Raw genomic sequence first — 24,605 nt, 5'->3', positions numbered from 1 at the left:
CTATTCGCCCTTCCAACCACGGCATAATCACAGCATGCGCCTTTCAGCCCGGGTCGACTACGCGCTACGCGCGGCCGCAGAACTCGCCGTCGCCGGCGAGGGGCCGGTGACGGCCGAGCAGCTCGCACGCGCCCAGGCCATCCCCGGAAAGTTCCTGGAGAACATCCTCACCCAGTTGCGCCGGGCCGGCCTGGTACGCAGCCAGCGCGGTCCCGTGGGCGGCTACTGGCTGGCCAAGCCCGCAGCGGAGATCTCGCTGGCCGACATCATCCGCGCGGTCGACGGTCCCCTGGCGAACGTGCGCGGGGAGCGGCCCGAGCATGTGGACTACGACGGTGCGGCCCGCAGCCTGCAACAGGTGTGGATCGCGCTGCGGGCCAGCGAGCGGGCGATCCTGGAGGGGGTCAACCTCCAGCACCTGGTGTCCGACGAGCTGCCGGAGACCGTGCGGGTGCTGGCGGAGGATCCAGAGGCCTGGGTCAACCACACGCACACCTGAGCGCCCCGTGGCGCGGAAGGAGCCGACCACCGGTGGTGGTCGGCTCCTTCACGTGGTCACATCGACGAGACCGGACGGACTTCGGGGGTCAGACCCCCACCATGTCGGCGACTTCGGGAACGCGGTCCGGCACCGGTTCGATGCCGAGCTCCTCGGCGGCCACGGGATCGGCGACCGTGTCGCCCAGCAGTGCGGCCTCCTGGAGCTCCGCGAGAGCGAGCTGGTCGGAGACCTCCCGCAGAACCTGCGAAAGCGGGACACCCAGTGCCCCGCAGATCGATGAGAGCAGCTCGGAGGAGGCCTCCTTCTGCCCGCGTTCGACCTCCGACAGGTATCCGAGGGACACCCGAGCATCGGCCGACACCTCGCGGAGGGTTCGGCCCTGGCGCTGTCGCAGCCGCCTGAGCACGTCACCAAGTAGGTGACGAAGCAGGACCATCATTCGCGCTCCCTCCCACCGGTAGCGACCTTCATATACAACACCGTACCTGTCCCACGCCCGATTCGGGCATCTCTTACCCTCCTGTTCGCTGGAGGGGGAACCACCAGGTGAGGCGGTGGTATTCCCTGTGGCCGGGGGATGGGGCCCGTCTCGGGGTCAGGGTCATACGGGGTCCGCGGCGCCTGCGCGGACGGTCGCCTCCAACAGTTCCAGGGCACCCTCGACCGTGAGATACCGGATACCCGCCCGATCGCCGGTGAAACGGAATTCCCTGATGGTGTCGGTCTCACCGGGTGTGGACACGGCGGCGAACACGGTTCCCACGGGCCTGCCGTCCTGGGGGTCGGGGCCGGCCACACCGGTCACCGCGACCCCGTAGTCGGCGTTCAGCAGTCCGCGCACGCCCGCGGCCATGCGGGCGGCCACGTCCGGGTGCACGGCTCCGCGGGCGGCCAACAGGTCGGAGGGGACGCCCAGGAGCGCGGCCTTGGTGTCGGTGGCGTAGGTGACGACGCCGCCCCGGTAGGTGTTCGAAGCGCCCGGCACCGAGGTGAGGTGGGCTCCGATGAGCCCGCCGGTGAGGGATTCGGCTGTGGCGCAGGTGGCACCGCGCTCCAGCAGGGCGCGGTGGACCGCCGCAGCGGCGGACGCGGCGGCGGGGTCCGTGCTCTGCGGGGCGCTCACTCGGGGCGGTCTCCCCCGCCATTCCCGGCGGATCGGACCAGGCGGACCGCGTCGAGGACGTAGACCAGGCCGGTCCACAGGGTGACGGCCAGGGCGGCGGCCATCGCGATGTGGGCGATCCACGTGAACACGTCGGTGAACGGCAGCAGCCCGAACGGGAACAGGTAGAGCAGCAGTGCGGTGATCTGGAGGACGGTCTTGAGCTTGCCGCCCTGACCGGCGGGCATGACGCCGTAGCGCAGGACGGCGAAGCGCAGCGCCGTGACGCCCCACTCGCGGACGAGGATGGCGATGGTCACCCACCACCACAGGTCGCCTTGGAGGGAGAGGACGACCAGGGCGGCGCCGGTGAGCGCCTTGTCCGCGATCGGGTCGGCGATCTTGCCGAAGTCGGTGACGAGGTTGCGGCGGCGCGCCAGTTCACCGTCGATCCGGTCGGTGATGGCGGCGATCGCGAAGAGGGCGAACGCGGCGAGCCGCCACCACGGCCCGTCGAGGAACATCCACCATACGAACACCGGCACCATGACCAGGCGGCTCATCGTGAGGATGTTCGCGATGTTCCACAGCGGAACGCGGGGGGCGGGGGACGCCGCGGAATCGTGGCTGCTCATCGATCTCCGATTTCACCGTCCGGGGCGGGCTCCTCCTGTTCGGCGACCAGGTCGGCGCCCAGGGACTGGACCACGGTGGCCGGTACCAGGTCGCCCACGGCCAGGCCCTCGCCGTAGAGGATGGTGCCGCCGTCCACCTCGGGGGCCTGGTGGTCGGCACGGCCCTCGTAGGCGCCGTCCTCCAGGACGGCCTCGACCAGGACGTGGACGCGGTCGCCGACGCGCTCCTCGGCGCGCTGGGCCATGAGCTCCTCGGCGAGGCGGTTGAGCCGGTCCACGCGCTCCTCGATCACGTCGTCGGGGAGCTTGCCCTGGTGGCCGACGGCCTCGGTGCCCTCCTCGTCGGAGTAGCCGAACACGCCGACCGCGTCCAGCCGGGCCTCGTTGAGGAAGGCGACCAGGTCCTCGAACTCCTCCTCGGTCTCGCCGGGGAAGCCCACGATGAAGTTGGAGCGGGCTCCGGCCTCGGGGACGCGTTCGCGCACGGTGCGCAGCAGGTCGAGGAAGCGCTCGCGGTCGCCGTAGCGGCGCATGCGGCGCAGCAGCGTTCCGCTGGCGTGCTGGAAGGAGAGGTCGAAGTAGGGGACGACGCCCGGTGTGCGGGTGAGGACCTCCACCAGGTCGGGGCGCATCTCGGCGGGCTGGAGGTAGCTGACGCGGACCCGGTCCAGCCCCTCGACGGCGGCCAGGCGCGGCAGGAGCTTCTCCAGGGCGCGGACGTCGCCGAGGTCCTTGCCGTAGGAGGTGGAGTTCTCGCTGACCAGGAACACCTCGCGCACGCCCTCGCTCGCGAGCCACTGGGCCTCGCGGACGATGTCGTCCGGGGTACGGGAGATGTAGGCACCGCGGAAGGCGGGGATGGCGCAGAAGGTGCACCGCCGGTCGCAGCCGGAGGCGATCTTGAGGTTGGCGACCGGGCCGCCGGTGAGGCGCCTGCGCGGGACGGCGGCACGGTAGGGCAGTGCGGTGCCCTCGGCGCCCTCGGAGTCGGCGAAGGCGGCGTGTCCGGGCACGTGCACCTGGGAGGCGTCGCGCTCGACGGGGCTGATCGGCAGCAGGGTGCGCCGGTCGCGGGGGTCGTGGGGGACGAGGGTGCGTCCGGCGACGACGTCGTCGAGGCGGTCGGAGATGGTCGCGTAGTCGTCGAAGCCGACCACCTGGGCCTCGGGCAGGGAGGCGGCGAGTTCGGAGCCGTAGCGCTCGGCCATGCATCCGGCGGCGACGACGTGGCCGCCGTTCTCGGTGGCCTCCAGGATGGTCTGGATGGAGTCCTGTTTGGCGGCGTCGATGAACCCGCAGGTGTTGACGACGGTCACGTCGGCGTCGCCGTCCACGAGTTCCCATCCGCCTTGCGCGAGGCGTCCGGCCAGCTCTTCGGAGTCGACCTCGTTACGCGCGCACCCCAGGGTGACGAGCGAGACAGTACGGCGCGATGACATGGCTTCCAAGGTGTGGGAGAGCTTCGTTTGCGTGTGGGGCGCCGCGGATCCGTCCGCGCACGGCCTTGGCGCCGACCGGCGCCGCCCACAGCCCCCCACACTACCGCGCGCGGCCCACCCGCACGTACCTCGCCCCGCCCCGCCCGGAGGGGCCGGGTTCGGTGCCGTGTCCCTCAATCGAGGACGCCGTCGGCTCCGACGGTGACGGTCGTGACCTCCCTCTCCGCGCTGAGGGGACCCATGTCGCGTCCGTCGACGCTGAGGTCGAGGGTGTTGGCGTTGCCGACCCACAGTTCGAGGGTGTCCCGGGTGGTGAAGGTGCGGGTGTCCCCCGCCAGGAGGAACCCCGTGTAGAGGGGGGTGCCGTCGGAGCGGGAGACCTGGAGCCAACTGCGTTCGGTGGCGGTGAGGCCGATGGCGGTCTCGGTGTCCCCGGCGGCGGTGCCCTCGGCGACGGCGCCCTCACGCGGGGCGGCCGGGGTGGGTCCACCGTCCAGGGAGAGCGCTTCGGAACTGCCCAGTCCGGCTTCGAAGGCCGAGCGCAACTCCTGTCCCCTCTCCCAGTCGTTCCAGGCGCGTACGCCCACCAGGACCGCCAGGGCGAGGATGATACCGACCACGGCCCAGGGCCAGATGCGGCGGACCCGGTCGGAGCGGCGGGTGGTGCTGACGGCCGGGCGGGGTGCCGGACGGCGCTCTCGCGGACGGCGCCCGCTCGGGCCCTCCGGGCTCGTGCGGGGCGCGGGGACGGCGCCGCGCCGGGGCGCTCTCCCGCGGACGGAGCCGGGCAGGTGCTGTCTGCGTTCGAAGTGGCCCCAGCGCTCGGAGCCCCCGGCGGGGTCGGTGCCCCCTCCCTCCTCCGGGGTGCCTCGCGGCACCACGTGCACCTGTTCCCGGTCGGCCCCGGCGTTCTCCGGGGGCGTCTGGGAGCGGCGGTGGACGGGGGCGAAGGCGGGTCTGTCGCGGCCCGCGTGCTCGCGGTCGAACTCCTCCAGGAACGGTGCCGGGTCCAGGCCGAGGGCGCGGCAGATGCCGCGGATGTGGCCGCGGGCGTAGAAGTCACCGCCGCAGGGGTGGAAGTCCTCCGCCTCGATACCCAGCAGGACCGGGACCCGGATGCGTGTACGGGTGCTGAGGTCCGCGACCGTGAGCCCGGAGGCCGCTCGGGCCGCCGCCAGGGTCTGACCGATCGTCGCCATGCGCACTCCCCCGCTACTGTGGGCACTCACACGTCTCCACTCTGCTATCAGAGTCGGGTTCGCGCAGGTCACCACGCCCAAGAGAGGCTCAAAAACCATCCCAAAAACGGAGGGACCGCCCTGGGCGGGCCTCATCCGCCGCGGATGTCCTCCAGGACGGCGGGGAGGTCGTCGGGGGTGACGAGGACGTCGCGGGCCTTGGAGCCCTCGCTGGGGCCGACCACGTCGCGGCTCTCCATGAGGTCCATCAGCCGCCCGGCCTTGGCGAAGCCTACGCGCAGTTTGCGCTGGAGCATGGAGGTGGAGCCGAACTGGGTGGTGACCACCAGTTCCACGGCCTGCACCAGGAGGTCGAGGTCGTCGCCGATGTCCTCGTCGATCTCCTTCTTCTTGGTCTCCGCGACGGCGACGTCCTCGCGGTAGTCCGGTTCCGACTGCTTCTTGCAGTGCTCGACGACCGCCCGGATCTCCTTCTCCGACACCCAGGCGTTCTGGAGCCGGATGGGCTTGCCCGCGCCCATGGGCAGGAAGAGCGCGTCGCCCTTGCCGACGAGCTTCTCGGCCCCGGCCTGGTCGAGGATGACGCGGCTGTCGGAGAGGCTGGAGGTGGCGAAGGCCAGGCGGGAGGGCACGTTGGCCTTGATCAGGCCGGTGACGACGTCGACGCTGGGCCGCTGGGTGGCGAGTACCAGGTGGATGCCGGCTGCGCGCGCGAGCTGGGTGATGCGCACGACGGCGTCCTCGACGTCGCGGGGGGCGACCATCATGAGGTCGGCGAGCTCATCGACGATGACCAGCAGGTACGGGTAGGGCATGTACTCGCGTTCGCTGCCGGGGGGCGCGGTGAGCTCGCCCGTGCGCACGGCGGCGTTGAAGTCGTCGACATGGCGGTAGCCGGAGGCGGCCAGGTCGTCGTAGCGCCGGTCCATCTCGCCCACGACCCACTGGAGGGCCTCGGCGGCCCGTTTGGGGTTGGTGATGATGGGGGTGATCAGGTGTGGGATGCCCTCGTACATGGTCAGTTCGACCCGCTTGGGGTCGACGAGGATCATGCGCACCTCGTCGGGGGTGGCGCGCATCATCAGCGAGGTGATGAGCCCGTTGATGCAGGTCGACTTACCGGCTCCGGTGGCGCCCGCGACCAGCACGTGCGGCATCTTGGCGAGGTTGGCGACCACGTTGGTGCCCTCGACGTCCTTGCCGAGCCCGACGAGCATCGGGTGGTCGTCCGCGGTGGCCGAGGGCGAGCGCAGCACGTCGCCCAGGCTGACGATGTCCTTGTCGGTGTTGGGGATCTCCACGCCGATGGCGGACTTGCCGGGGATGGGCGACTGGATGCGCACGTCGGCGCTCTTGACGGCCAGGGAGATGTTCTTGGCCAGCGCGGTGACCTTCTCGACCTTGACCGCCGGGCCCAGCTCGATCTCGTAGCGCGTCACGGTGGGGCCGCGGGTGAACCCGGTGACCTGGGCGTCGATGCCGAACTGGGTGAGCACGCCCGACAGCGCCTCGACCACGGTGTCGTTGGCCTTGGTACGCGGCTTGGTCGGGCTGCCGGGTTTGAGCGCCGCGGGCGGCGGCAGTTCGTAGTCGCCCTCCACCACGCGGGAGGGGATGGAGAGCTGCTCGGTGGCCTCGGGCGGCGGCGAGGGGTCGGGAGCCTTGCCGCGCTTGCGGGGGGAGCCCTTGCCCGGGGCGGGCTTCCTCCCCTGCCCCTTCCCGTCCCGTTCCGTCTCCTCGTCGTCGCCGAGGGCGGGGGCCAGTGGTGCCTGGTCGCGGTCGCCGGGCAGGACGGGGCTGTCATAGGGGCGCTCGTGGTCTCCGGCGACCGTCTCGCCCTTGCCGGGGCGCCGCTTGGGGCCGCGCCGCGGCCTGCCCTCGCCCTTGTCGGGCCCGTCGCCCAGGATGCCCAGGCCGGAGTCGGGGCCGCCGTCGCGCTCCATGAGGGCGCCGAAGAGCGCGTTGAGCCGTTCGGGGATGCGCCGGATGGGGGTGGCGGTGACGACGAGGATGCCGAAGAGCAGGACTAGGACCAGGAGCAGGCCGGTGAGCCAGGGGGTGATGACGGCGCTGAGCGGGCCGGAGGCCACGAAGCCGATGAACCCGCCCGAGCCCATGAGCGCTTCCAAGCCGTCGGAGGGGCCCGGCACCCCGTGTCCGATGTGGATGAGCCCCAGCAGCCCCAGCATGATCGCCGTGCCGCCGATGAACAGGCGTCCGGCGTCGCCCTCCCGGACGGTGCCGGGGGTGCGCATCAGCCTGACCGCCAGGGGCAGGAACAGCAGGGGCAGGATCGGGGAGAACGTGCCGAAGGCGCCGACCACCACGGCCCGGGTGACCTCCAGCAGCAGGCCCTCGCTCTGCCACCACACGGCACCGGCGATGAGCAGGCCGGTGGCGAGCAGGACCAGCCCCAGGCCGTCCCTGCGAAGGTCGGGGTCGAGGCCGCGGGCGCTGCGCCCCACCGCGCGGGCGGCGCCTCCGACGGTGTGTGCCACGATCTTCCACAGCACCAGCATGAGCTCTCCGAGCATGGTGAAGGCGTAGGCGATGGGTCCGTCGGGCATCCTCGGGGACGAGGACCCCTTCCGCTTGGAGCGCCCGGAGGGGGTGGAGCGCGGGGCCATCGGGGGTTACCTCCAAGGGACGCCTCGTTCGACTCCGGCGGGCAGGGCGGCACGCCGCGCCCGGCCATTTTACTAGGGCGGCGCCGTGCCGTCGGATTTCACGCGGCGTGTCCCCTGTTCGGTCCCGTGAAGAGCGCACGGCCCGGAGGCGCCGACTGCGCCCCGGGCCGTGCACGGGTCGGCACCGGTCAGACCTCCACCAGGACGGGGATGATCATGGGGCGTCGACGGTAGGTCTCGTTCACCCAGCGTCCCGCGCTGCGCCGGACGAGCTGGCGAAGCTGGTGCGGGTCGTTGACGCCGTCGGCGGCGGCCTTGTCGAGGGCGGCCTGGAGGCGGTCGATGACGTCGTCGTAGGCGTCGGGCGCGATGCCCGCTCCGCGGGTGTGGATCTCGGGTTCGCCGAGGATCTTTCCGGTGGTGGAGTCCACGGCCACGACCACGGAGATGAACCCCTCCTCACCGAGGATGCGGCGGTCCTTGAGCGAGGCCTCGGAGACGTCGCCGACCGAGGAGCCGTCCACGTAGACGTATCCGGCCTGGACCGCGCCGACGATCTTGGCGCGGTTCTTGTACAGGTCGACGACGACGCCGTCCTCGGCGATGGAGATGCGGTCCTTGGGGACGCCGGCGAGCTGGGCGAGCTCGGCGTGGGCGCGCATGTGCCGCCATTCGCCGTGCACGGGCAGGAAGTTGCGCGGGCGCACCATGTTCAGCACGTACAGCAGTTCACCGGCGGAGGCGTGTCCGGACACGTGGACCAGGGCGTTGCCCTTGTGCACGACCTTGGCGCCCCAGCGGGTGAGGCCGTTGATGACCCGGTTGACGGAGTTCTCGTTGCCGGGGATCAGCGAGGAGGCGAGCAGGATGGTGTCGCCCTGCTCGATCCGGATCTGGTGGTCCCGGTTGGCCATGCGGCTCAGGGCGGCCATGGGCTCGCCCTGCGAGCCGGTGCACACCAGCAGGACCTCCTCGGGCGGCAGGTCGTCGAGCTGCTTGACGTCGACGATGGTGCCGCCGGGGATGCTGAGGTAGCCCAGGTCGCGCGCGATGTTCATGTTGCGGACCATGGAGCGGCCCACGAACGCGATCTTGCGCCCGTGCTTGACGGCGGCGTCGATGACCTGCTGCACGCGGTGCACGTGGGAGGCGAAGCAGGCCACCACCACGCGCTTGTCGGAGGTGCGGAAGACCTTGTCGATGGCCTCGTTCAGGTCGCGTTCGCTGACGACGAACCCGGGCTGCTCGGCGTTGGTGGAGTCCGACAGCAGCAGGTCCACACCCTCGTCGCCGAAGCGCGCGAAGCCGCCCAGGTCCGTGAGGCGCCCGTCCAGCGGCAGTTGGTCCATCTTGAAGTCGCCGGTGTGCAGCACCGTGCCTGCGGGGGTGCGGATACCGACCGCCAGTGCGTCCGGGATGGAGTGGTTGACCGCGAAGAACTCCAGGCTGAAGGGGCCGAAGTCGTGCCGCTCGCCCTCCTCCACCAGGAACGTCTCGGGCTTGATGCGGTGCTCACCGAGCTTGGCGGTGATCAGCGCCAGGGTGAGCTTGGATCCGACGATCGGGATGTCGGGGCGCTCGCGCAGCAGGAAGGGGACCCCGCCGATGTGGTCCTCGTGCCCGTGGGTGAGCACGACCGCCTCGACGTCGTCGAGCCGGTCCCGGATGTAGTCGAAGTCCGGCAGGATGAGGTCGACGCCGGGCTGCTCCTCCTCGGGGAAGAGGACGCCGCAGTCGACGATGAGCAGGCGGCCGCCGTACTCGAAGACCGTCATGTTGCGGCCGATCTCGCCGAGGCCGCCCAGTGGGACGACGCGCAGGGCCCCGTCGCCGAGCGGCGGCGGGGGCCCCAGTTCGGGGTGCGGGTGGCTCACAGCGACCCCTCCGCCAGGCGCTCGACGTGGACGGCGCTGGCGGGGACGGCCTGGTGGGGGGCGAGGCCGATGGGGCCCTTGACCCCGGCCGCGGCCAGGTCCTCGCGCAAGAGCGCGGTGAGCTCGTTGGAGGCCTCCGCCAGGGGGGTGCGCACCGGACCGGCGGGCAGGCCGAACAGGTTGAGCACCGCCTTGGTGGTGATGACGCCCTGGGTGCGGAACATCCCCGTGTAGACGGGCGTGAGGCGGCGGTGGATGGCCAGCGCCTGGCCGACCTCTCCGCTCTCGAAGACGTCGATCATGTCGTGCAGGTCCTTGCCGACGATGTGGCCGCAGACGCTGACGAACCCGGCGGCGCCCACCGACAGCAGGGGGAGGTTGAGGATGTCGGTGCCGCAGTAGTAGGCGAGGTCGGTGCGCTCCATCACCCACGAGCTGGCGCCGACGTTGTCCTTGGCGTCCTTGTTGGCGACGATGCGCGGGTGGTCGGCCAGCCGGACCAGGGTCTCGGAGGCGATCGGCGTCCCGGTGCGGTGGGGGATGTCATAGAGCATCACCGGCAGTTCGGTGGTGTCGGCGATCGTCGTGAAGTGCTGGATGAGCCCTTCCTGCGGGGGCTTGTTGTAGTACGGGGTCACGGCGAGCAGGCCGTGCGCCCCGGCCTTCTCCGCGCCCTTGGCGAGCCTGACGCTGTGGCGGGTGTCGTTGGTGCCCACACCGGCCACGACGGTGGCACGGTCGCCGACCGCCTCCAGGACCGTGCGCAGGAGCCGGTCCTTCTCGTCGTCGCTGGTGGTGGGCGACTCCCCCGTCGTCCCGCTGATGATGAGGCCGTCGTTGTTCTGCTCGTCGACCAGGTACGTGGCCAGCCGGGCCGCGCCGTCGTAGTCGATCTCCCCGTCTTCGAGCATGGGCGTGACCATCGCGGTCAGCATCTTGCCGAAGGGACGGTTCTTCGTGTCCGTCATGGCTGTTTCAGGCTTCCGGGCCGCCCGCCTCGTGTGCACGGTGGCCCGGGGTGCCCCTCCTCCTCTCGTCGGTGTGTCAACAGTCGAAAGGACCCGTGCGCGGGCACGGGTCTGCGGCACTGCGTACCGCCACCGCGACCGGCGGAGTCCGCTCCGGCCGCGGGAAAGATCCTGTGGGCTCCGCGGCCGGTGCCGCGGTGCCGTTGCGGGTCCGCCCGTCCTCGTGGGTCGAGGTAGGGGGCCCGGGAAGTGAACCTACCCTCTCCGGGCCCGCTCCACGCGGGCGGGCCCGGATCCGCCGCAGGTCAGGGCGGCGGGAGCGGGGAGGTCGAGGGGTGGGTCAGTCGTCGCCGTCGGGCAGGAACAGCCCCAGCAGCCAACTGACGACGGAGATGACGATCGCCGCCCAGAACGCCGGCCAGAACCACTCGACCTCGAAGGCGAGGCCGACCTGCCCGGCGATCCACCCCGTGAGCAGGAGGAGCAGCGCGTTGACGACCAGCCCGATCAGCCCCAGGGTCAGGGCGTAGAACAGGCATCCCACGGACTTCACGATCGGTTTGATGATCGCGTTGACCAGGCCGAAGATCGCACCCACGCCGAGGTAGACGAGGATCTGCCCGAAGGTGTCCTGGGCCGTGACGTCGACGCCGTCGATGAGGAAGACAGCCGCCCAAAGGGCGAGCGCGTTCACGATAACTCTGATAATGAGGCTCACGAAGTAGATGTTCCCATGCCATGGCAAGGTCGGGAAACTCCGATCACGATGATCTTGCCTCGATAAGGAGGCCGACCGTGTCCGGCGCCCAGTTCGTCCGCCCCGCCCGCACCTCCGACGTGGACACCGTCGTGGCCGTCCAGGTGGAGTCGTGGCGGGCGGTGTACGGGGACCTGATCCCCGGTGAGGTCCTGGCGGAGATGTCCGGTCCGCAGGCGCGCACCGGCTTCCACGCGCAGTGGACCGCGGCGCTGGAGTCCCCGCCCACGTCCAAGCACCGGCTGGTGGTGGCCACGGACCTGATCGACGGGAAGCGGACGGTGACGGGCTTCGCCGCGTTCGGTCCGGCCGGGGACCCCGACCTGTGGCCCGCCAGGGACGCGGAGGTGTTCGCGCTGCACGTGTCCCCGGCGCACGTGCGCCGGGGACACGGGAGCCGCCTGCTGAACGCGGCGGTGGACCAGCTCGTGGAGTCCGGCTTCGTGACCGTCCACGTGTGGGTTCCGGAGGCCGACAACGCCCTGCGCGCGTTCTTCGAGTCGTGCGGGTGGCGCGCGGACGGGGCCCGGCGGGAGATCGACCTGGGCGAACGGCTGCCGATGGTGCGCCTGCACGCCGCCATAGCCCGCTAAGAACCTCCGCTCCGCTTTGGTTCGTGCTCGGGCGCCCGAGCCACCCCCGGAGCAGGGGGCATCACAGTCGGCTCTCGGGGAGGAGCAGCCGCAGGCAGCGGCTAACGTGAGGGGACTACTGTTCGGTAAGTGAAGTCGTGGGAGGACCGCCGCGTGGCCACGTTCAGTCAATGGGTCTCGGGGACGCGCCCCCGCACCTTCCCGAACTCGGTCGTCCCCGTCGCGGCGGGCACCGCCCTGGCCCTGGCGCTGGACGGGTTCGTGTGGTGGAAGGCGCTGCTGGCCATGGCGGTGGCACTGGCGCTCCAGATCGGCGTGAACTTCGCCAACGACTACAGCGACGGCGTCAAGGGCACCGACACCGAGCAGCGGTCCGGGCCGGTGCGGCTGACCGCGGCCGGGCTCGCCCCGCCGCGCCAGGTGCTGGCGGCGGCGCTGGCGAGCTTCGCCGTCGCGGCCGCCGTGGGCCTGGTGCTGGTGGCCGTGTCGTCGTGGTGGCTGCTGCCGGTGGGCGCGGTCGCGATCGCCGCAGCCTGGTACTACACCGGCGGGCGCTCCCCGTACGGCTACCGGGGCCTGGGCGAGGTGTCGGTGTTCGTGTTCTTCGGCCTGGTGGCCGTGGTGGGCACGGTGTTCGTGCAGGTGGGATCGGCTCCGTGGCAGGCGTGGGTGGCGGCGGTCCCGGTGGGGCTGCTGTCGTGCTCGGTGCTGGTGATCAACAACCTGCGGGACATCCCCACCGACCGGGAGACCGGCAAGATCACCCTGGCGGTGCGGCTGGGCGAGGCGTGGACGCGGCGGCTGTACACGGGCGCGATCACGGCCGCCTACCTGGTGGCGCTGGCCCTGGCGCCGCTGTCGTGGTGGGTGGTGCTCGTCCTGCTGTCGCTGCCGCTGGCGGTCGCCCCGCTGCGGCGGGTGCTGGGCGGGCAGACCGGCCGCGACCTGGTTCTGGGGCTGGGCGAGACCGGCAAGCTCCAGATGGCGTTCGGGGTGCTGTTCTCGGTCGGGATCGCCCTGGGCTGAGCCCGGCGGCCGTTCCCCTAGGGTCGGGGGCGTGGAAACCGAGGAGGAGTTCTTCGCGAACCTGCCCGCCACGCGCGGGGCGGCGGGCGCGGTGATCCGTTCGCCCTCCGGCGGTGTGCTGCTGGTGGAGCGCGTCTACGTGCCCGAGCAGCCGTGGGGCATCCCCGGCGGGGTGGTCGAGAAGGACGAGTCGCCGCTGGCCGCCTGCCGCCGCGAGCTGCGCGAGGAGCTGGGTGTGGCGGCGCGCGTGGTGCGCCTGGCCGCCGTGGACTGGGTTCCGGCGCGGCCGCCGCGCACCGCGGCGGTGCAGTGGCTGTTCACCGCGGAACTCCCCGAGGGCGCTGAGCTGCGGCTGCCGCCCGAGGAGCTGTCGGGATGGGCGTGGCACGACCCGGCCGACCTGCACGGGGTGCTGTCGGCGAACGCGGCGCGGCGGATGCTCGCCGCGCTGTCGGTGGCCGACGGCGGCGGCCCGCTCTACCTGGAGGACGGCAGGCCGGTGCTGCCGTCCCCCTGACGGGCCGGTCCCTTCTACTCCAGGCCCAGGAGCGGTTCCAGTCCGAGGGTGAGCGGCTCGGGCAGGTCGGCGACCCGTCGCACGCCCAGCAGCACGCCCGGCATGAAGGAGGTGCGGTTCATGGAGTCGTGCCGGATCTTGAGGGTCTCGCCGTCGGTGCCGAACACGACTTCCTGGTGGGCGATGAGCCCGGAGATACGCAGTGCGTGGACACGGACGCCGTCGACGTCGGCGCCGCGAGCCCCGGGGATCTCCGAGGTGGTGGCGTCGGGCATCGGGGCGGCACCGGCCTCGCGCCGCGCCCGGGCGACGAGTTCGGCGGTGCGGTAGGCGGTGCCGCTGGGGGCGTCGGCCTTGTTCGGGTGGTGCAGTTCGACGATCTCGGTGGAGTCGAAGTAGGGGGCGGCCCTGCGCGCGAAGTCCATCATGAGGACGGCGGCCACGCCGAAGTTGGGGGCGACGAGGACCTTGGCACCGGACCCTGCGGCGGTCTGCATCGCGCGCACCTTCGCCAGCCGGGCCTCGTCGAATCCGCTCGTGCCGACGACGGCGTGGATGCCGTGGCCGATGAGCCACTCCAGGTTGTCCATCACCGCGTCGGGGTGGGTGAAGTCGACGACGCAGTCGGACCCCAGCACCCTGTCGCGGTCGTCGCCGGTGTCGACGCCCGCGGTGAACTCCATGTCGTCCGCGCCCTGAACGGCCTTGACGACCTCTGACCCCATGCGCCCGTCGGCGCCGAAAACCCCTACCTTGAACACGGCACCACCGTACCGGAGCCGGGGGCGCCGCCGGTCGTCCGCGCTGCGGCGGGCCCGTCGCCGGCGGTCAGCGGGCGGTGGCCAGGACGAGTGCGAAGTCGTCGGCGGGGTCGGTCCACCAACGGGCGGGGGCGAACCCGGCCCCCTCCAGTTCGGTGCCCAGGCCCTCGCGGCGGAACTTGGCGGAGATCTCCGTGCGCATCTCCTCCCCCTCGGCGAAGCCGACGGACAGGTCGAGGCCGGCGACGCGGACGCGCTGGGCGGTGCGGGCGCGCAGGCGCATCTCGATCCACTCCCGTTCGGCGTCCCAGAGGGCGACGTGGTCGAAGGCGGCCGGGTCGAAGTCGGCCCCCAGTCGGTGGTTGATGACGCGCAGGACGTTGCGGTTGAAGGCGGCGGTGACCCCTTGGGCGTCGTCGTAGGCGGCGACGAGGCGGGCGGGGTCCTTGACGAGGTCGGTGCCGAGCAGGAGCGAGTCCCCGGCGTCCAGGACGCCTCTGATGTCGCGGAGGAAGGCGGCGCGGGCCCGGGGTTCCTGGTTGCCGATGGTGGAGCCCAGGACGGCGAGGAGGCGGCGGCCGCCATCGCGGGTCACGGGGAGCAGCCCGAGGTGCTCCTCGAAGTCGCCGACGACGGCGTGCACGTCCAGCCCGGGGTAGTCCCCGGCGAGCTCGGCCGCCGAGGCGGCGAGGAAGTCGCCGCTGACGTCGACGGGGACGAATCCGGTGATGCCACCGTGGCGGAGCATGGCGTCGAGCAGGAGGCGGGTCTTCACGCCGGAGCCGGAGCCGAGTTCGATGAGGATTTCGGCGTCGGCGGCGTCGGCGATCTCGTCGGAGCGCTCGGCGAGGATCGAGCGCTCGGCGCGGGTGGGGTAGTACTCCGGGAGGGCGGTGATGTCCTCGAAGAGGGCGCTGCCGTGTTCGTCGTAGAACCACTTGGGCGGGAGCCGCTTGGGGGAGGCGGTGAGTCCCTCGGCGACGTCCTCGCGGAGGGCCTTGTCGAGGTCGTCGGCGGTCAGGTTTCGGTCGATCCGGAACATACTGCCTCCTGGTGTGGTGGTGGGGCGTGCTCCGTCAGAGGGCGCGTCAGGGTGCGCTTCGCGGTGGCGAGGACCACCGATTCGTCGGGCACCTCGCGCCAGTCGGGACGGTCGTCGAAGGGTTCGGAGGCCAGGAAGACCCCTCCCCCGGGTTCGCGCAGGGTGAAGAGCGTGTCCCCGGCGGCGGTGGCGACGATCGAGGTGCCGTCGCTCGCCAGGAGGTTGTACCGGCCCGCGGAGTGCTCACGGGCGCGGGCGACCACGGCGGCCAGGGTGCCCGCCAGGTCGCCGGAGGAGCGCCACAGCCGTACCGTGTGCGCGAACAGCGGGGCCGAGTCCACGGGGGCGCGGGCGTCCAGCGCCCCGGACGGCGGGGGGCCGGACAACGCGGCGGCGAGCGCCTCGTCGTCCTCGGCGGCGCCGTTGTGGCTGAACAACAGGCGGTCGGCGCGGAAGGGCTGGGCCCCCGACTCCTCCGAGCCGAAGCCGACGGTGGCGTCGCGGACCGCTGCCACGACGCATCCGGAGGAGATGGACCGGGCGGCGTCGGCGAAGGAGGCGTCGCCCCACATCGGCATGGCGCGCCGGTAGCGCAGCGGCTCGCCGGGGCCGGGGTACCAGCCGACGCCGAACCCGTCGGCGTTGACGGTGCCGTGTCGCTGCATCCGGGGCGCCCAGGACTGGACGAGCAGGGCGTGGGGCGCCGCGTACAGCAGGTCGTGCACCGTACGCGGCGGCCCGAGGTAGGCGAGGTGTCGGCACATCAGGCGGGCTCGGCGTCGCGTGCGCAGCGGAACCCGCTGAAGATCTGCCTCCGGATGGGGAAGTCCCAGTTGCGGAAGGTGGAGCGCACCGCCGTGGGGTGTGTGGCCCACGAGCCGCCGCGCAGCACCTTGTACCCGTCGTCGAAGAACACCTCGGAGTACTCCCGGTACGGGAAGGCCCTGAACCCGGGGTATCCGGTGAAGGTGGTGGAGGTCCACTCCCATACGTCGCCGATGAGCTGGTGCACGCCCAGCGGGGAGGCCCCGTCGGGGTGGCGGCCCGCGGCCGTGGGGCCGAGCCGGCGCTGGCCGAGGTTGGCGTGCCGGGGCCCGGGCTCGGTGTCGCCCCACGGGTAGCGGGTGGAGCGGCCCGTGGCGGGGTCGAAGCGCGCGGCCTTCTCCCATTCGGCCTCGGTGGGCAGGCGCTTGCCCGCCCAGCGGGCGTAGGCCTGCGCCTCGTGGTAGTTGACGTGCTGGACGGGCTCCTCCGGGGGCACCATCTCCAGGCGGCCGAACCTGCGGCGCGACCACTGGTCGTCGCCCTCGCGGCGCCAGAACGCCGGGGAGGCGGCCTCGCGCCGCCGGACCCACTCCCACCCCTCGTGCGACCACCAGCGGCGGGTCCGGTAGCCTCCGTCGGCCATGAAGGCCTGGTACTCGGCGTTGGTGACGGGGCGCGTGTCGATCCAGTACGGCCGCAGGTCGACGGTGTGGGCGGGGCGCTCGTTGTCGTAGGCCCAGGGGTCGTCGGCGGTGCCCATGGTGAACGGCCCCCCGGGGACGAGCACCTCGGGTTCGGCGGGCGGGCGCAGGGGCGCCACATCGGCGGTCTCCTCCAGCAGCACGGGCTCGCCCTTGCGGAGCTGGTGGGTGGCGAGCATGGTCTCGTCGTGCTGGTGCTCGTGCTGGATGACCATGTGGAAGACGAATCCGGCGTCGAGGAGGGCTCCGCGCGGGTCGGAGCCGTCGCGCTGCCGGGGCGCGGGGGGTCCGAGGTCGGCCCGGTCCAGGACGTCGAGGACGCGGCGGCGCACCCGGTCGTTGTAGTCGGCCGCCTCCTCGGGGGTGAGCAGCGGCAGTTCGACGCGGTCGACGCGCGGGTTCTCGAAGGCGTCGTAGAGCTGGTCGATGTCGGGCCGCAGTGCCTCGCGCCCGCCGGCCGCGCGCAGCAGCCACTGCTCCTCGTAGTTGCCGATGTGCGCCAGGTCCCAGACCAGCGGCGACATGAGTTCGGAGTGCTGGGCGAGCAGCCCGGCGTCGTCCAGCGCTTCGAGTGTCAGTCCGTTGCTGCGTCGGCGGCTCGCGGCGAGCTCGGCGGCGATGCGTTCCTTGACGGTGCCCTGCTCGTGGTTCACTCTGCTTCCTCCGCGTGGGTCGGACGGGTGTCGGCGGGGCACAGGCCACGCCGGGTGTACTGGTCCGCGTAGTCGTCGACGAGGGAGGCGAGTTCGGCGGCGCCCATGCGGGGCAGGGCGTCGACGGCGGCGTCGAGGCAGGTGCGCGCGCACGCTCCGATACGGGGGTCGGCGACACCGCGCAGCGCCGATCGGAGCCAGAGCCGGGGCGCGGGGGCGCCGTCACCGCACATACGGGCGGTGGCCTCCTCGGCGGCGGCGCGCGCGGCGGGGTCGTCGAGCAGCGCGGCGGCCAGCGCCATGGGGACGGGCCACCAGCGGTGGGGCAGGGCATCGATCATGCGCAGTTCCCACCATCCGCGGGGGCGTACGGGCGGGAAGAGGGTGCTCAGGTGCAGTTCGAGGTCGGCGAGTGTGGCCGGGCGGGGGCCGCGGCCCCGGAGCCACTCGGCGAGGGTGAATCCGGGGTCGGCCGTCCAGGGGGTGCCGGTGCCGTGTGCGGACACCGCCATCACGGGGGCGCTGAGCGCGTACTCGGTCCACGCGGTGGCGGGGTCGCGGTGGTCGGTGCCGGACAGGACGGGGCGGGTGCGGGCGGAGTCGATGGCCGCCCAGACGGCCCAGCGAGCCGACTTCCAGCCGGTGGGGCGTCCTCGCCAGAGGGCGGAGTTGGCGAACGCGGCGACCAGCACGGGGCCGAGGCGGTGGAGGAGTTCCCAGCGCGACCTCAGATCGGCGGTGTCGGCGCCGTTGTCCAGACAGACCTGGACCGAGGCGGTGCTGCACATCATGGTGCGTCCGCTGGCGTGGCGGCGGCCGGAGTAGAAGCCGTCCATGGCCTCGTAGCGCGGCGAGTGGAGTTGGCGCAGCGGCGGCCGGACCGGGTCGAGTGCCTGTCCGGACAGCCGGAGGCCGTCCCCCTCCAGGATCTTGCCCACGTGTTCGAGGTCGGCGGCGAGGGCGGCGTAGGCCGCGGCCGGTCCGGGCAGGGCGGGAGAGCTGAGTTCGACCTGCCCGCCGGGTTCGAAGCTGATCCTGCTTCCGGCGGGCGGTGGTCCGCCGGTGTCGAGCACGCCGCGGAGGCGGTCGACACGGACCGGTTCGGCAGGGTGCGCGGGGTCGGTGACGAGCCATTCGGTCTCGGCTCCGACCTTCCCGGGCGGGCCGGTCTTGAAGCAGACCCCGTTGATGTGGTCGTGGACGTCGTCTTCGGTGATGTGTGCCATGGGACGCCTCTCGCAGTGCGACGCTGCTCCGGATGACGCCTCAGGGTTGTGCCCGTGACTCGGTGCGGTCGAACATGGGAAGTGGCCAGGAATCGGACGGAAGATCCGGCCTGAGGGGTTATGTCCGGCGCGTGCGCGCCGACATGCCTGGCCACTCCGGGTGTTCACGTGCGGACGGAAGGCGCGCGCGCCCCGATGTGTCATATGTCACTCTCCAGTGGGGCCGTCTGGGGGGCGCTCCATCTGTCGCGACGACCGGATCCGGCCACGTCCAGGACTTGACCCACCGGCGTCCGGCACGTTACGGCGCCGTGCGCGGAGGGGCTTCCCCCGGAGCACTCCGGCCCCGCCCCGGGAGGGAGGCGGAAGGCCCCGCGCCCTCGGGCGGGGCAGGGTACACACCTCTCCGAGCCGCCGTCGATCTACGGCGCCCTGGTGACAGAACGCAAGGAAACGGAACCCTCAGGCCGACATCACCCACGGTTGCTTCTCGTCAGGATGGGTGAATGTGGATGTCCGGAATGGTCGGCGCGATTCGCGCTGATTGCCGTGCTCCGCTACCGTTCCCGCCATGATGGGGCACTCTCACGCCTTGAGCGGCGTGGTCGGTTGGATGGCGGTCGTTCCTCTGATCCAGGGGAAGGAGTTCTACTGGCTCAGTTTCGACCTGGGGCCGGGCGAGATCGTCGCCGGCGCGCTGGTGTGCGCCGGGGCCGCGCTGCTGCCCGACCTCGACCACAAGAGCGCGACGGTGACCAAGACCTACGGCAAGGTCACCGAGACCCTGAGCGGGATGCTCGGGTTCCTGTTCGGCGGGCACAGGAACGGGACCCACTCGTTCCTCTTCGCGCTCATCATGGGCGTGATCGTCCAACTCCTGGCCCTGTGGTCGGAGCTGGCCGTGCAGGTCTTCGTCTTCCTGCTGATCGGTGTGGCCCTGCAGGGACTGGGCTTCGGCCTGGAGAAGAACCGGGCCGCCTCGGGGATCATCAACGCCCTGGCCACGGCGGCGATCACCCTCGCCCTGTTCACCATCGGCACCAACTACACGTGGCTGGGCCTGGCGGTGGCCTTCGGGTGCATCCTGCACTTCATCGGCGACATGATCACGAAGATGGGCGTGCCGCTCTTCTGGCCCTTCTGGAAGAAGAAGATCGGCCAGAACATGGGCTTCGTGACCGACGGCCCGGTGGAGAAGAAGTTCATCACCCCGCTGCTGACCACGGGTGTCATCGTCTACTCGATCTACCTCTTCGACTGGCCCGCCCTCCTGCTCAACGCCTGACGGGGAGCACGTCTAGTGTGGGGTGCGTGACACGTACCACGGAGACCATCACCCCGGAACTGCACGCCTACGTCGCCGCGCACAGCGAACCCGTCGACGACTGCCTGGCCGACCTGGCCGAGGAGACCGCGAAGCTCTTCCCCGACCGGGTCGGCATGCAGATCGGCCCCGAGCAGGGGGCCTTCATGACCCTCCTCGCCCGAGTGGCGGGAGCCCGCGACGTGGTCGAGATCGGCACCTTCACCGGCTACTCCTCGATCTGCCTGGCGCGCGGCATCCCCGCCGACGGCACGCTCCTGGCCTGCGACGTCAGCGAGGAGTGGACGTCGGTCGCCCGCCGCTACTGGGAGCGCGCCGGGGTCGCCGGCAAGATCGCCCTCGAACTCGGCCCCGCCCTGGAGACCCTGCGTGCCCTGCCCCGGGAACCGCGGTTCGACCTGTCCTTCATCGACGCCGACAAGGCCGGCTACATCGGCTACTGGGAGGAGATCGTCCCCCGCACCCGTGCGGGCGGTCTCATCCTGGCCGACAACACGCTCTCCCACGGCCGGGTGGTGGACCCCTCGGAGACCTCGGAGTCCGTGCAGGGGATCCGTGACTTCAACGACCACGTCATGGCCGACGACCGGGTGAGCCGGGTCCTGCTGCCCATCGGCGACGGCCTCACCCTCGCCAGGAGGCACTGACCCCGAGCAGGCGCGAGCCCGCGCCGCCTGTCCACAGGGTCCGCACTTCGCCAGCGGGTAGGGCTGTATCTCCGATATCGTCCGGTGCCATGCGCCTGCTGCACACCTCGGACTGGCACCTGGGCCGCTCCTTCCACCGTGAGAACCTCGTCGACGCCCAGGCCGTCTTCCTCGACCACCTCGTCGACACCGTCCTGAACCGGAGCGTGGACGTGGTGGTGGTCGCCGGCGACCTCTACGACCGCGCGCTGCCCCCGGTGGACGCCGTCAAGCTCTTCGACCGGGCACTGGGCCGCATCCGCGCCACCGGGGCCCGCGCCGTGCTCATCAGCGGAAACCACGACTCGATGGCCCGCATGGACTTCGCCACCGGCCTCATCGACGCCGCCGGGGTCCACCTGCGCAGCTCCCTGGACGGGGTCGGCACCCCCGTGGTCATCGACGACGGCCACGGCCCCGTCGCCTTCTACGGCATCCCCTACCTGGAGCCAGAGATCGCCCGGCACCGCTGGGAACTGCCCGAGCGCGGGCACACCGCGGCGGTCGGGCACGCCATGGACCTGGTCCGCGCCGACCTGGCCAAGCGCCCCGGCACCCGCTCGGTGGTCCTCTCGCACGCCTTCGTCACCGGCGGGGAGCCCTCCGACAGCGAACGCGACATCTCCGTCGGCGGCGCCTCGCACGTGCCCGCCTCGGTCTACGACGGTGTGGACTACGTCGCCCTCGGGCACCTGCACGGCCGCCAGACCATCACCCCGTCGGTGCGCTACTCCGGCAGCCCGCTCGCCTACTCCTTCTCCGAGGAGCACCACGTCAAGGGGTCCTGGCTGGTGGACCTGGACGCCGACGGGCTCGCCGGGGCCGAGTTCGTCGAGGCGCCCGTCCCCCGGCCGCTCTCGCGGATCCGCGGACGGCTGGAGGACCTGCTCACCCGGCCCGAATGGGAGTCCCGTACCGGGCACTGGCTCCAGGTCACCCTCACCGACCCCCGCAGGCCGGCGCGGCCCATGGACCGGCTCCGCGAGCGCTTCCCCCACACCCTGCTGCTGGACTTCGCCCCCGAGGGCGCCGCCGCCGAACACCGCGCGGCCACCGCGCCCGTGGCCGACCGCGGGGAGCGGGAGGTCGTCGCCGACTTCGTCACGTGGGCCCGCGGCGAGGCCATCACCCCCGAGGAGGCCGCGCTGGTGGACACGGCGGTCGAGCGGATCCGGATCCAGGAGGCGCGCTGATGCGGCTGCACACACTCACCGTCCAGGCCTTCGGCCCCTTCGCCGACGAGCAGCGCGTGGACTTCGACCGCCTCAGCGCGGGCGGCCTCTTCCTCGTCCACGGACCCACCGGGGCGGGCAAGACCTCGGTGCTGGACGCGGTGTGCTTCGCGCTCTACGGCCAGGTACCCGGGACCCGCGGCGCGGAGCGCTCGTTCAAGAGCGACCACGCCCCGCCCGACCGCGAGCCCCGGGTGGACCTGGAGTTCACCGTCGCGGGCCGCCGCCTGCGGATCCGGCGCAAGCCCGCCTGGCTGCGGCCCAAGAAGCGGGGCAGCGGCACGACCAGGCAGAACACCAAGGTCCTGGTCATGGAGCAGCGCGCGGACCGCTGGGAGGACGTCACCAACCGCCCCGACGAGGCCGGTCAGTTCATCGGCGACCTGCTCGGGCTCACCCTCCCCCAGTTCTGCCAGATCGTCCTGCTGCCCCAGGGCGACTTCGCCCGGTTCCTGCGTGCCAGGGCCGAGGACCGGCGCCAGTCCCTGGAGCGGATCTTCAACACCCGGGTGTTCCGGGACGTGGAGGACTGGCTCCAGAGCCACGCCAAGCAACTGCGCTACCAGGTGCAGTCCGCCCAGGAGCGGGTGCACGAGACGGCGGGGCGGATCTCCGAGGCCGGCCGCTCCCCCGCGCCCTCCGACCCGGAGGAGCTGTCGGCGTGGGCCGCCGAACTCGCCGCCGTCACGGCGGCCACCGCCCGAGACGCCGCGACCGTGGCTGCCGGGGCCACCGGCGCCCGCGACGCCGCACTCGACGCGCGGGAGGCGGGGCGGCGCACCCGGGAGCGGCAGGACCGGCTCGCACGGGCGCGCCTCCAGTACGAGGAGTCCGGCGAGCGCGCCGAGGAGCGGGCCGGGATCGACGTCCGGCTGGCGGAGGCCGAGCGCGCCGCGTCGGTCCTGCCCTTCCTGGAGGCCCGCGACCGCTCATACACCGAACTGGAGAAGGCCGAGGCGACGGTCGCCGAACGCGTGCTGCTGGTGCGCGGCCTGCCCGGAGCGGTCACCGAGCCCGTGGCGGCCGGCCCCCTGGAGGGCGCCGAACGGGACCGCCGCGACGAGACCGCCCGCCTGGACGCGCTGCTGGGCGACGCCGAGCGGCACTCCTCCCTCGGGCACACCGTCACCGCCCTCACCGGACGTCTCGACAGGCTCCGCGAGGAGCTCGACGGCACCCGCCAGAAGGTCGCCGCCCTGCCACCGGAGGTGGAGAAGGCCGAGGAGGAACTGCTCAGGGTCCGGGAGCGGGCGGCCCGCGCCGAGGTCGAGCAGACGGCCCTGGAGGCGGCGCGGCGGCGCCTGGCCGCCGCCGAGGAACACACGGCGCTGGGCCGGGAGCTGGCCGCCGCCGAGGACGCGGCCAGGGCGGCCGTGGACGCCGACCAGAACACGCGTGAACACGCGCTGCGCCTGCGTGAGCGGCGCACCTCCCACATGGCCGCCGAGCTGGCCGGGAGACTGGTCGGCGGCGAACCGTGCTCCGTGTGCGGGTCGCCGGACCACCCGGCCCCGGCCCGGCCCGCCGAGGAGGGCCTGGTCACCGACGAACAGGAGCGGGCCGCGCAGGCCGAGGCGGACACCGCGGCCGCGCGCCGGTCCGAGGCGGAGAGCGCCGAGGCGGCGCTGCGCGAACGGCGCAAGGGGGCCGCGGCCCGCGCCGAGGGCCACACGGTCGCGTCGGCGCGGGAGGAGGTCGACGCCCGCGTGCGGGCGCTGGCCCGGGCACGGTCCGCCGCCGACGAGGCGCGCCGCCTGGAGAAGGCCGTCGGGGAGCTCACCGCAGCCCTGGAGCGCCACCGGGAGCGGGAGGGCGACCTGGTCCGCCAGGAGGCCCAGGTCCGGACCGAACTCGACCACAAGGCCGCCCAGCGCGACGAGCTGGCTCGGAAGCTGGACGCGGCACGCGGGGACGATCCCGGGATCGGTGAGCGGATCACCCGGCTGCGCGGTGAGGCCGACCTGCTGCGCGCGGCGGCCGACGCGGTGCACGCGCGTGAACGCGCCGCCGAGGAGGCGCGCACCGCCGCCGCCGAGGCCGAGGGCCGTTGGGAGGAGGCCGGTTTCGGCTCCGAGGGGTTGGTGCGGGAGGCCGCGCTCGACGAGCGGGAACGTCGGGGGCTGCGTGAGAGGGCCCGTGGCCTCGACAGGCTCAGGGCCGCTGCGGAGGCGGACCTGGCCGACCCGGAGCTGGCCGCGGCGGCGGCCGAGCCCTCCCCCGACCTGGACGCGCTGGCCTCGGAGGCCGCCCTCGCCGCCGAGGCCGCCGACCACGCCGTGTCCTGGCGGAGCGGGCTGGAGGAGCGGGCCCGCAGGCTCGCCGAGCTGCGCGGCGAACTCGGGGTACGGCTGAGCGGGTGCGAGCCGCTCCTGCGCGAGTACGGCGTGGCGGAGGGGATGCGCGCCCTGACCGCGGGGACCTCCGCCGACAACACCGACGGCGTCCGGCTGTCCGCCTACGTGCTGGCGGCGCGGCTGGAGCGGGTGGTCGCCGCGGCCAACGACCGCCTGCTGACGATGTCGGACGGCCGGTACGAGCTGCGGTACACGGTGGACAAGGCCTCGGGCGACGGCCGCTCGCGTTCGGCGGGCGGCCTGGGCATGCGGGTGGTGGACGCCTGGACGGGGGTGGAGCGCGATCCGGCCACGCTGTCGGGAGGCGAGACCTTCTTCAGTTCGCTGGCGCTCGCGCTGGGACTGGGGGACGTGGCCGGGGCCGAGGCGGGCGGCGCCGACATCGACACCCTGTTCGTGGACGAGGGGTTCGGCACACTGGACGAGGACACGCTGGAGGAGGTCCTGGACGTGCTGGATCGGCTGCGCGAGGGGGGCCGTGCCGTGGGCGTGGTGAGCCACGTGGCCGACCTGCGCCAGCGCGTGTCCACACGTCTTCGGGTGGTCAAGGGGGCCTCGGGTTCGCGGGTGGAGCACACGGGCTGAGCACCGCCCCGCGGCCGCCGCGCCCTGGAGCGGTGCA

Annotated in this window: 22 protein-coding genes; 8 read left to right on the top strand and 14 right to left on the bottom strand. The window is 72.4% G+C overall.

Annotated elements, in window-relative coordinates:
* Positions 1 to 34 precede the first annotated feature (34 nt).
* On the top strand, positions 35 to 499 hold the full coding sequence (locus ACFHWE_RS00315) for an RrF2 family transcriptional regulator (protein ID WP_028647157.1): 465 nt from the start codon (positions 35 to 37) through the stop codon (positions 497 to 499).
* An 88-nt stretch (positions 500 to 587) separates the two neighbouring features.
* On the opposite strand, the gene ACFHWE_RS00310 is transcribed toward ACFHWE_RS00315, so the two are convergent.
* The 9 genes from ACFHWE_RS00310 to ACFHWE_RS00270 all read right to left on the bottom strand — a co-directional run bounded on the left by ACFHWE_RS00310 (position 588) and on the right by ACFHWE_RS00270 (position 11,064).
* Positions 588 to 941: a helix-turn-helix domain-containing protein gene (locus ACFHWE_RS00310; protein ID WP_028647156.1), complete on the bottom strand. Its 354-nt coding sequence runs from the start codon at positions 939 to 941 to the stop codon at positions 588 to 590.
* Positions 942 to 1,103: 162 nt separating this feature from the next.
* Complete coding sequence (locus ACFHWE_RS00305; RefSeq protein ID WP_416598491.1) at positions 1,104 to 1,625, bottom strand: CinA family protein; 522 nt, start codon at positions 1,623 to 1,625, stop codon at positions 1,104 to 1,106.
* Positions 1,622 to 2,239, bottom strand: a complete 618-nt coding sequence (pgsA, locus tag ACFHWE_RS00300; RefSeq protein WP_416598490.1) for a CDP-diacylglycerol--glycerol-3-phosphate 3-phosphatidyltransferase — start codon at positions 2,237 to 2,239, stop codon at positions 1,622 to 1,624. The genes ACFHWE_RS00305 and pgsA overlap by 4 nt, the downstream gene beginning before the upstream one ends.
* The gene (rimO, locus tag ACFHWE_RS00295; protein ID WP_416598489.1) at positions 2,236 to 3,678 is read right to left on the bottom strand and encodes a 30S ribosomal protein S12 methylthiotransferase RimO; all 1,443 of its coding nucleotides are present in this window, start codon (positions 3,676 to 3,678) and stop codon (positions 2,236 to 2,238) included. The genes pgsA and rimO overlap by 4 nt, the downstream gene beginning before the upstream one ends.
* A 173-nt stretch (positions 3,679 to 3,851) precedes the next feature.
* Entirely contained in the window at positions 3,852 to 4,877 is a 1,026-nt protein-coding gene (locus tag ACFHWE_RS00290; protein WP_416598488.1) for a RodZ domain-containing protein, read from the bottom strand.
* A gap of 131 nt (positions 4,878 to 5,008) precedes the next feature.
* On the bottom strand, positions 5,009 to 7,444 hold the full coding sequence (locus tag ACFHWE_RS00285; RefSeq protein ID WP_416598487.1) for a DNA translocase FtsK: 2,436 nt from the start codon (positions 7,442 to 7,444) through the stop codon (positions 5,009 to 5,011).
* 248 nt (positions 7,445 to 7,692) lie between these two features.
* Positions 7,693 to 9,378 carry a ribonuclease J gene (locus ACFHWE_RS00280; RefSeq protein ID WP_416598486.1) on the bottom strand — a complete coding sequence of 562 codons (1,686 nt, stop codon included), beginning with the start codon at positions 9,376 to 9,378 and terminating at the stop codon, positions 7,693 to 7,695.
* Positions 9,375 to 10,346 (bottom strand): 4-hydroxy-tetrahydrodipicolinate synthase, encoded by a 972-nt coding sequence (dapA, locus tag ACFHWE_RS00275; RefSeq protein ID WP_416598485.1) that lies wholly within the window; start codon positions 10,344 to 10,346, stop codon positions 9,375 to 9,377. The genes ACFHWE_RS00280 and dapA overlap by 4 nt, the downstream gene beginning before the upstream one ends.
* A gap of 340 nt (positions 10,347 to 10,686) precedes the next feature.
* Complete coding sequence (locus ACFHWE_RS00270) at positions 10,687 to 11,064, bottom strand: phage holin family protein (protein WP_416598484.1); 378 nt, start codon at positions 11,062 to 11,064, stop codon at positions 10,687 to 10,689.
* Between the two features lie 77 nt (positions 11,065 to 11,141).
* Between ACFHWE_RS00270 and ACFHWE_RS00265 the strand changes: the two genes are divergently transcribed.
* The 3 genes from ACFHWE_RS00265 (at position 11,142) to ACFHWE_RS00255 (ending at position 13,239) form a co-directional block, all read left to right on the top strand.
* Positions 11,142 to 11,696 carry a GNAT family N-acetyltransferase gene (locus tag ACFHWE_RS00265; RefSeq protein ID WP_416598483.1) on the top strand — a complete coding sequence of 185 codons (555 nt, stop codon included), beginning with the start codon at positions 11,142 to 11,144 and terminating at the stop codon, positions 11,694 to 11,696.
* A 153-nt stretch (positions 11,697 to 11,849) separates the two neighbouring features.
* Positions 11,850 to 12,722, top strand: a complete 873-nt coding sequence (locus ACFHWE_RS00260) for a 1,4-dihydroxy-2-naphthoate polyprenyltransferase (protein ID WP_416598682.1) — start codon at positions 11,850 to 11,852, stop codon at positions 12,720 to 12,722.
* 31 nt (positions 12,723 to 12,753) lie between these two features.
* Complete coding sequence (locus ACFHWE_RS00255) at positions 12,754 to 13,239, top strand: NUDIX domain-containing protein (protein ID WP_416598482.1); 486 nt, start codon at positions 12,754 to 12,756, stop codon at positions 13,237 to 13,239.
* Between the two features lie 14 nt (positions 13,240 to 13,253).
* Here ACFHWE_RS00255 and dapB read toward each other — a convergent pair whose 3' ends face one another.
* From dapB to egtA, 5 genes are all read right to left on the bottom strand, one after another.
* Positions 13,254 to 14,000 carry a 4-hydroxy-tetrahydrodipicolinate reductase gene (dapB, locus tag ACFHWE_RS00250; protein WP_416598481.1) on the bottom strand — a complete coding sequence of 249 codons (747 nt, stop codon included), beginning with the start codon at positions 13,998 to 14,000 and terminating at the stop codon, positions 13,254 to 13,256.
* Positions 14,001 to 14,067: 67 nt separating this feature from the next.
* Positions 14,068 to 15,042, bottom strand: coding sequence for an L-histidine N(alpha)-methyltransferase (gene egtD / locus ACFHWE_RS00245; protein ID WP_416598480.1), 975 nt, complete (start codon positions 15,040 to 15,042; stop codon positions 14,068 to 14,070).
* Entirely contained in the window at positions 15,018 to 15,806 is a 789-nt protein-coding gene (egtC, locus tag ACFHWE_RS00240; RefSeq protein ID WP_416598479.1) for an ergothioneine biosynthesis protein EgtC, read from the bottom strand. Before egtC ends, egtD begins: the two co-directional genes overlap by 25 nt.
* The gene (egtB, locus tag ACFHWE_RS00235; protein WP_416598478.1) at positions 15,806 to 17,161 is read right to left on the bottom strand and encodes an ergothioneine biosynthesis protein EgtB; all 1,356 of its coding nucleotides are present in this window, start codon (positions 17,159 to 17,161) and stop codon (positions 15,806 to 15,808) included. The genes egtC and egtB overlap by 1 nt, the downstream gene beginning before the upstream one ends.
* Entirely contained in the window at positions 17,158 to 18,387 is a 1,230-nt protein-coding gene (egtA, locus tag ACFHWE_RS00230; RefSeq protein ID WP_416598477.1) for an ergothioneine biosynthesis glutamate--cysteine ligase EgtA, read from the bottom strand. The genes egtB and egtA overlap by 4 nt, the downstream gene beginning before the upstream one ends.
* 571 nt (positions 18,388 to 18,958) lie before the next feature.
* Here egtA and ACFHWE_RS00225 point away from each other — a divergent pair.
* From ACFHWE_RS00225 to ACFHWE_RS00210, 4 genes are all read left to right on the top strand, one after another.
* The gene (locus ACFHWE_RS00225; protein ID WP_416598476.1) at positions 18,959 to 19,672 is read left to right on the top strand and encodes a metal-dependent hydrolase; all 714 of its coding nucleotides are present in this window, start codon (positions 18,959 to 18,961) and stop codon (positions 19,670 to 19,672) included.
* A 26-nt stretch (positions 19,673 to 19,698) separates the two neighbouring features.
* Complete coding sequence (locus tag ACFHWE_RS00220; protein ID WP_416598475.1) at positions 19,699 to 20,358, top strand: O-methyltransferase; 660 nt, start codon at positions 19,699 to 19,701, stop codon at positions 20,356 to 20,358.
* Between the two features lie 89 nt (positions 20,359 to 20,447).
* Positions 20,448 to 21,590: an exonuclease SbcCD subunit D gene (locus ACFHWE_RS00215; RefSeq protein WP_416598474.1), complete on the top strand. Its 1,143-nt coding sequence runs from the start codon at positions 20,448 to 20,450 to the stop codon at positions 21,588 to 21,590.
* Positions 21,590 to 24,568, top strand: coding sequence for an AAA family ATPase (locus tag ACFHWE_RS00210; protein WP_416598473.1), 2,979 nt, complete (start codon positions 21,590 to 21,592; stop codon positions 24,566 to 24,568). Before ACFHWE_RS00215 ends, ACFHWE_RS00210 begins: the two co-directional genes overlap by 1 nt.
* The last annotated feature ends 37 nt before the right edge of the window (positions 24,569 to 24,605 follow it).

Origin of the sequence: Nocardiopsis sp. LOL_012 (assembly GCF_048060475.1) — a bacterium.
Classification (GTDB): Bacteria; Actinomycetota; Actinomycetes; order Streptosporangiales; family Streptosporangiaceae; genus Nocardiopsis.
The sequence above is the reverse complement of the archived record's forward strand: the minus strand, read 5'-3'. Positions and strand labels throughout refer to the sequence as shown.

Coding starts and splice junctions, on each gene's coding strand:
- ACFHWE_RS00315 (WP_028647157.1), top strand. CDS start 35: ATGCGCCTTTCAGCCCGGGTCGACTACGCGCTACGCGCGGCCGCAGAA.
- ACFHWE_RS00310 (WP_028647156.1), bottom strand. CDS start 941: ATGATGGTCCTGCTTCGTCACCTACTTGGTGACGTGCTCAGGCGGCTG.
- pgsA (WP_416598490.1), bottom strand. CDS start 2,239: ATGAGCAGCCACGATTCCGCGGCGTCCCCCGCCCCCCGCGTTCCGCTG.
- rimO (WP_416598489.1), bottom strand. CDS start 3,678: ATGTCATCGCGCCGTACTGTCTCGCTCGTCACCCTGGGGTGCGCGCGT.
- ACFHWE_RS00290 (WP_416598488.1), bottom strand. CDS start 4,877: ATGGCGACGATCGGTCAGACCCTGGCGGCGGCCCGAGCGGCCTCCGGG.
- ACFHWE_RS00285 (WP_416598487.1), bottom strand. CDS start 7,444: ATGCCCGACGGACCCATCGCCTACGCCTTCACCATGCTCGGAGAGCTC.
- dapA (WP_416598485.1), bottom strand. CDS start 10,346: ATGACGGACACGAAGAACCGTCCCTTCGGCAAGATGCTGACCGCGATG.
- egtD (WP_416598480.1), bottom strand. CDS start 15,042: ATGTTCCGGATCGACCGAAACCTGACCGCCGACGACCTCGACAAGGCC.
- egtC (WP_416598479.1), bottom strand. CDS start 15,806: ATGTGCCGACACCTCGCCTACCTCGGGCCGCCGCGTACGGTGCACGAC.
- egtA (WP_416598477.1), bottom strand. CDS start 18,387: ATGGCACACATCACCGAAGACGACGTCCACGACCACATCAACGGGGTC.
- ACFHWE_RS00225 (WP_416598476.1), top strand. CDS start 18,959: ATGATGGGGCACTCTCACGCCTTGAGCGGCGTGGTCGGTTGGATGGCG.
- ACFHWE_RS00215 (WP_416598474.1), top strand. CDS start 20,448: ATGCGCCTGCTGCACACCTCGGACTGGCACCTGGGCCGCTCCTTCCAC.
- ACFHWE_RS00210 (WP_416598473.1), top strand. CDS start 21,590: ATGCGGCTGCACACACTCACCGTCCAGGCCTTCGGCCCCTTCGCCGAC.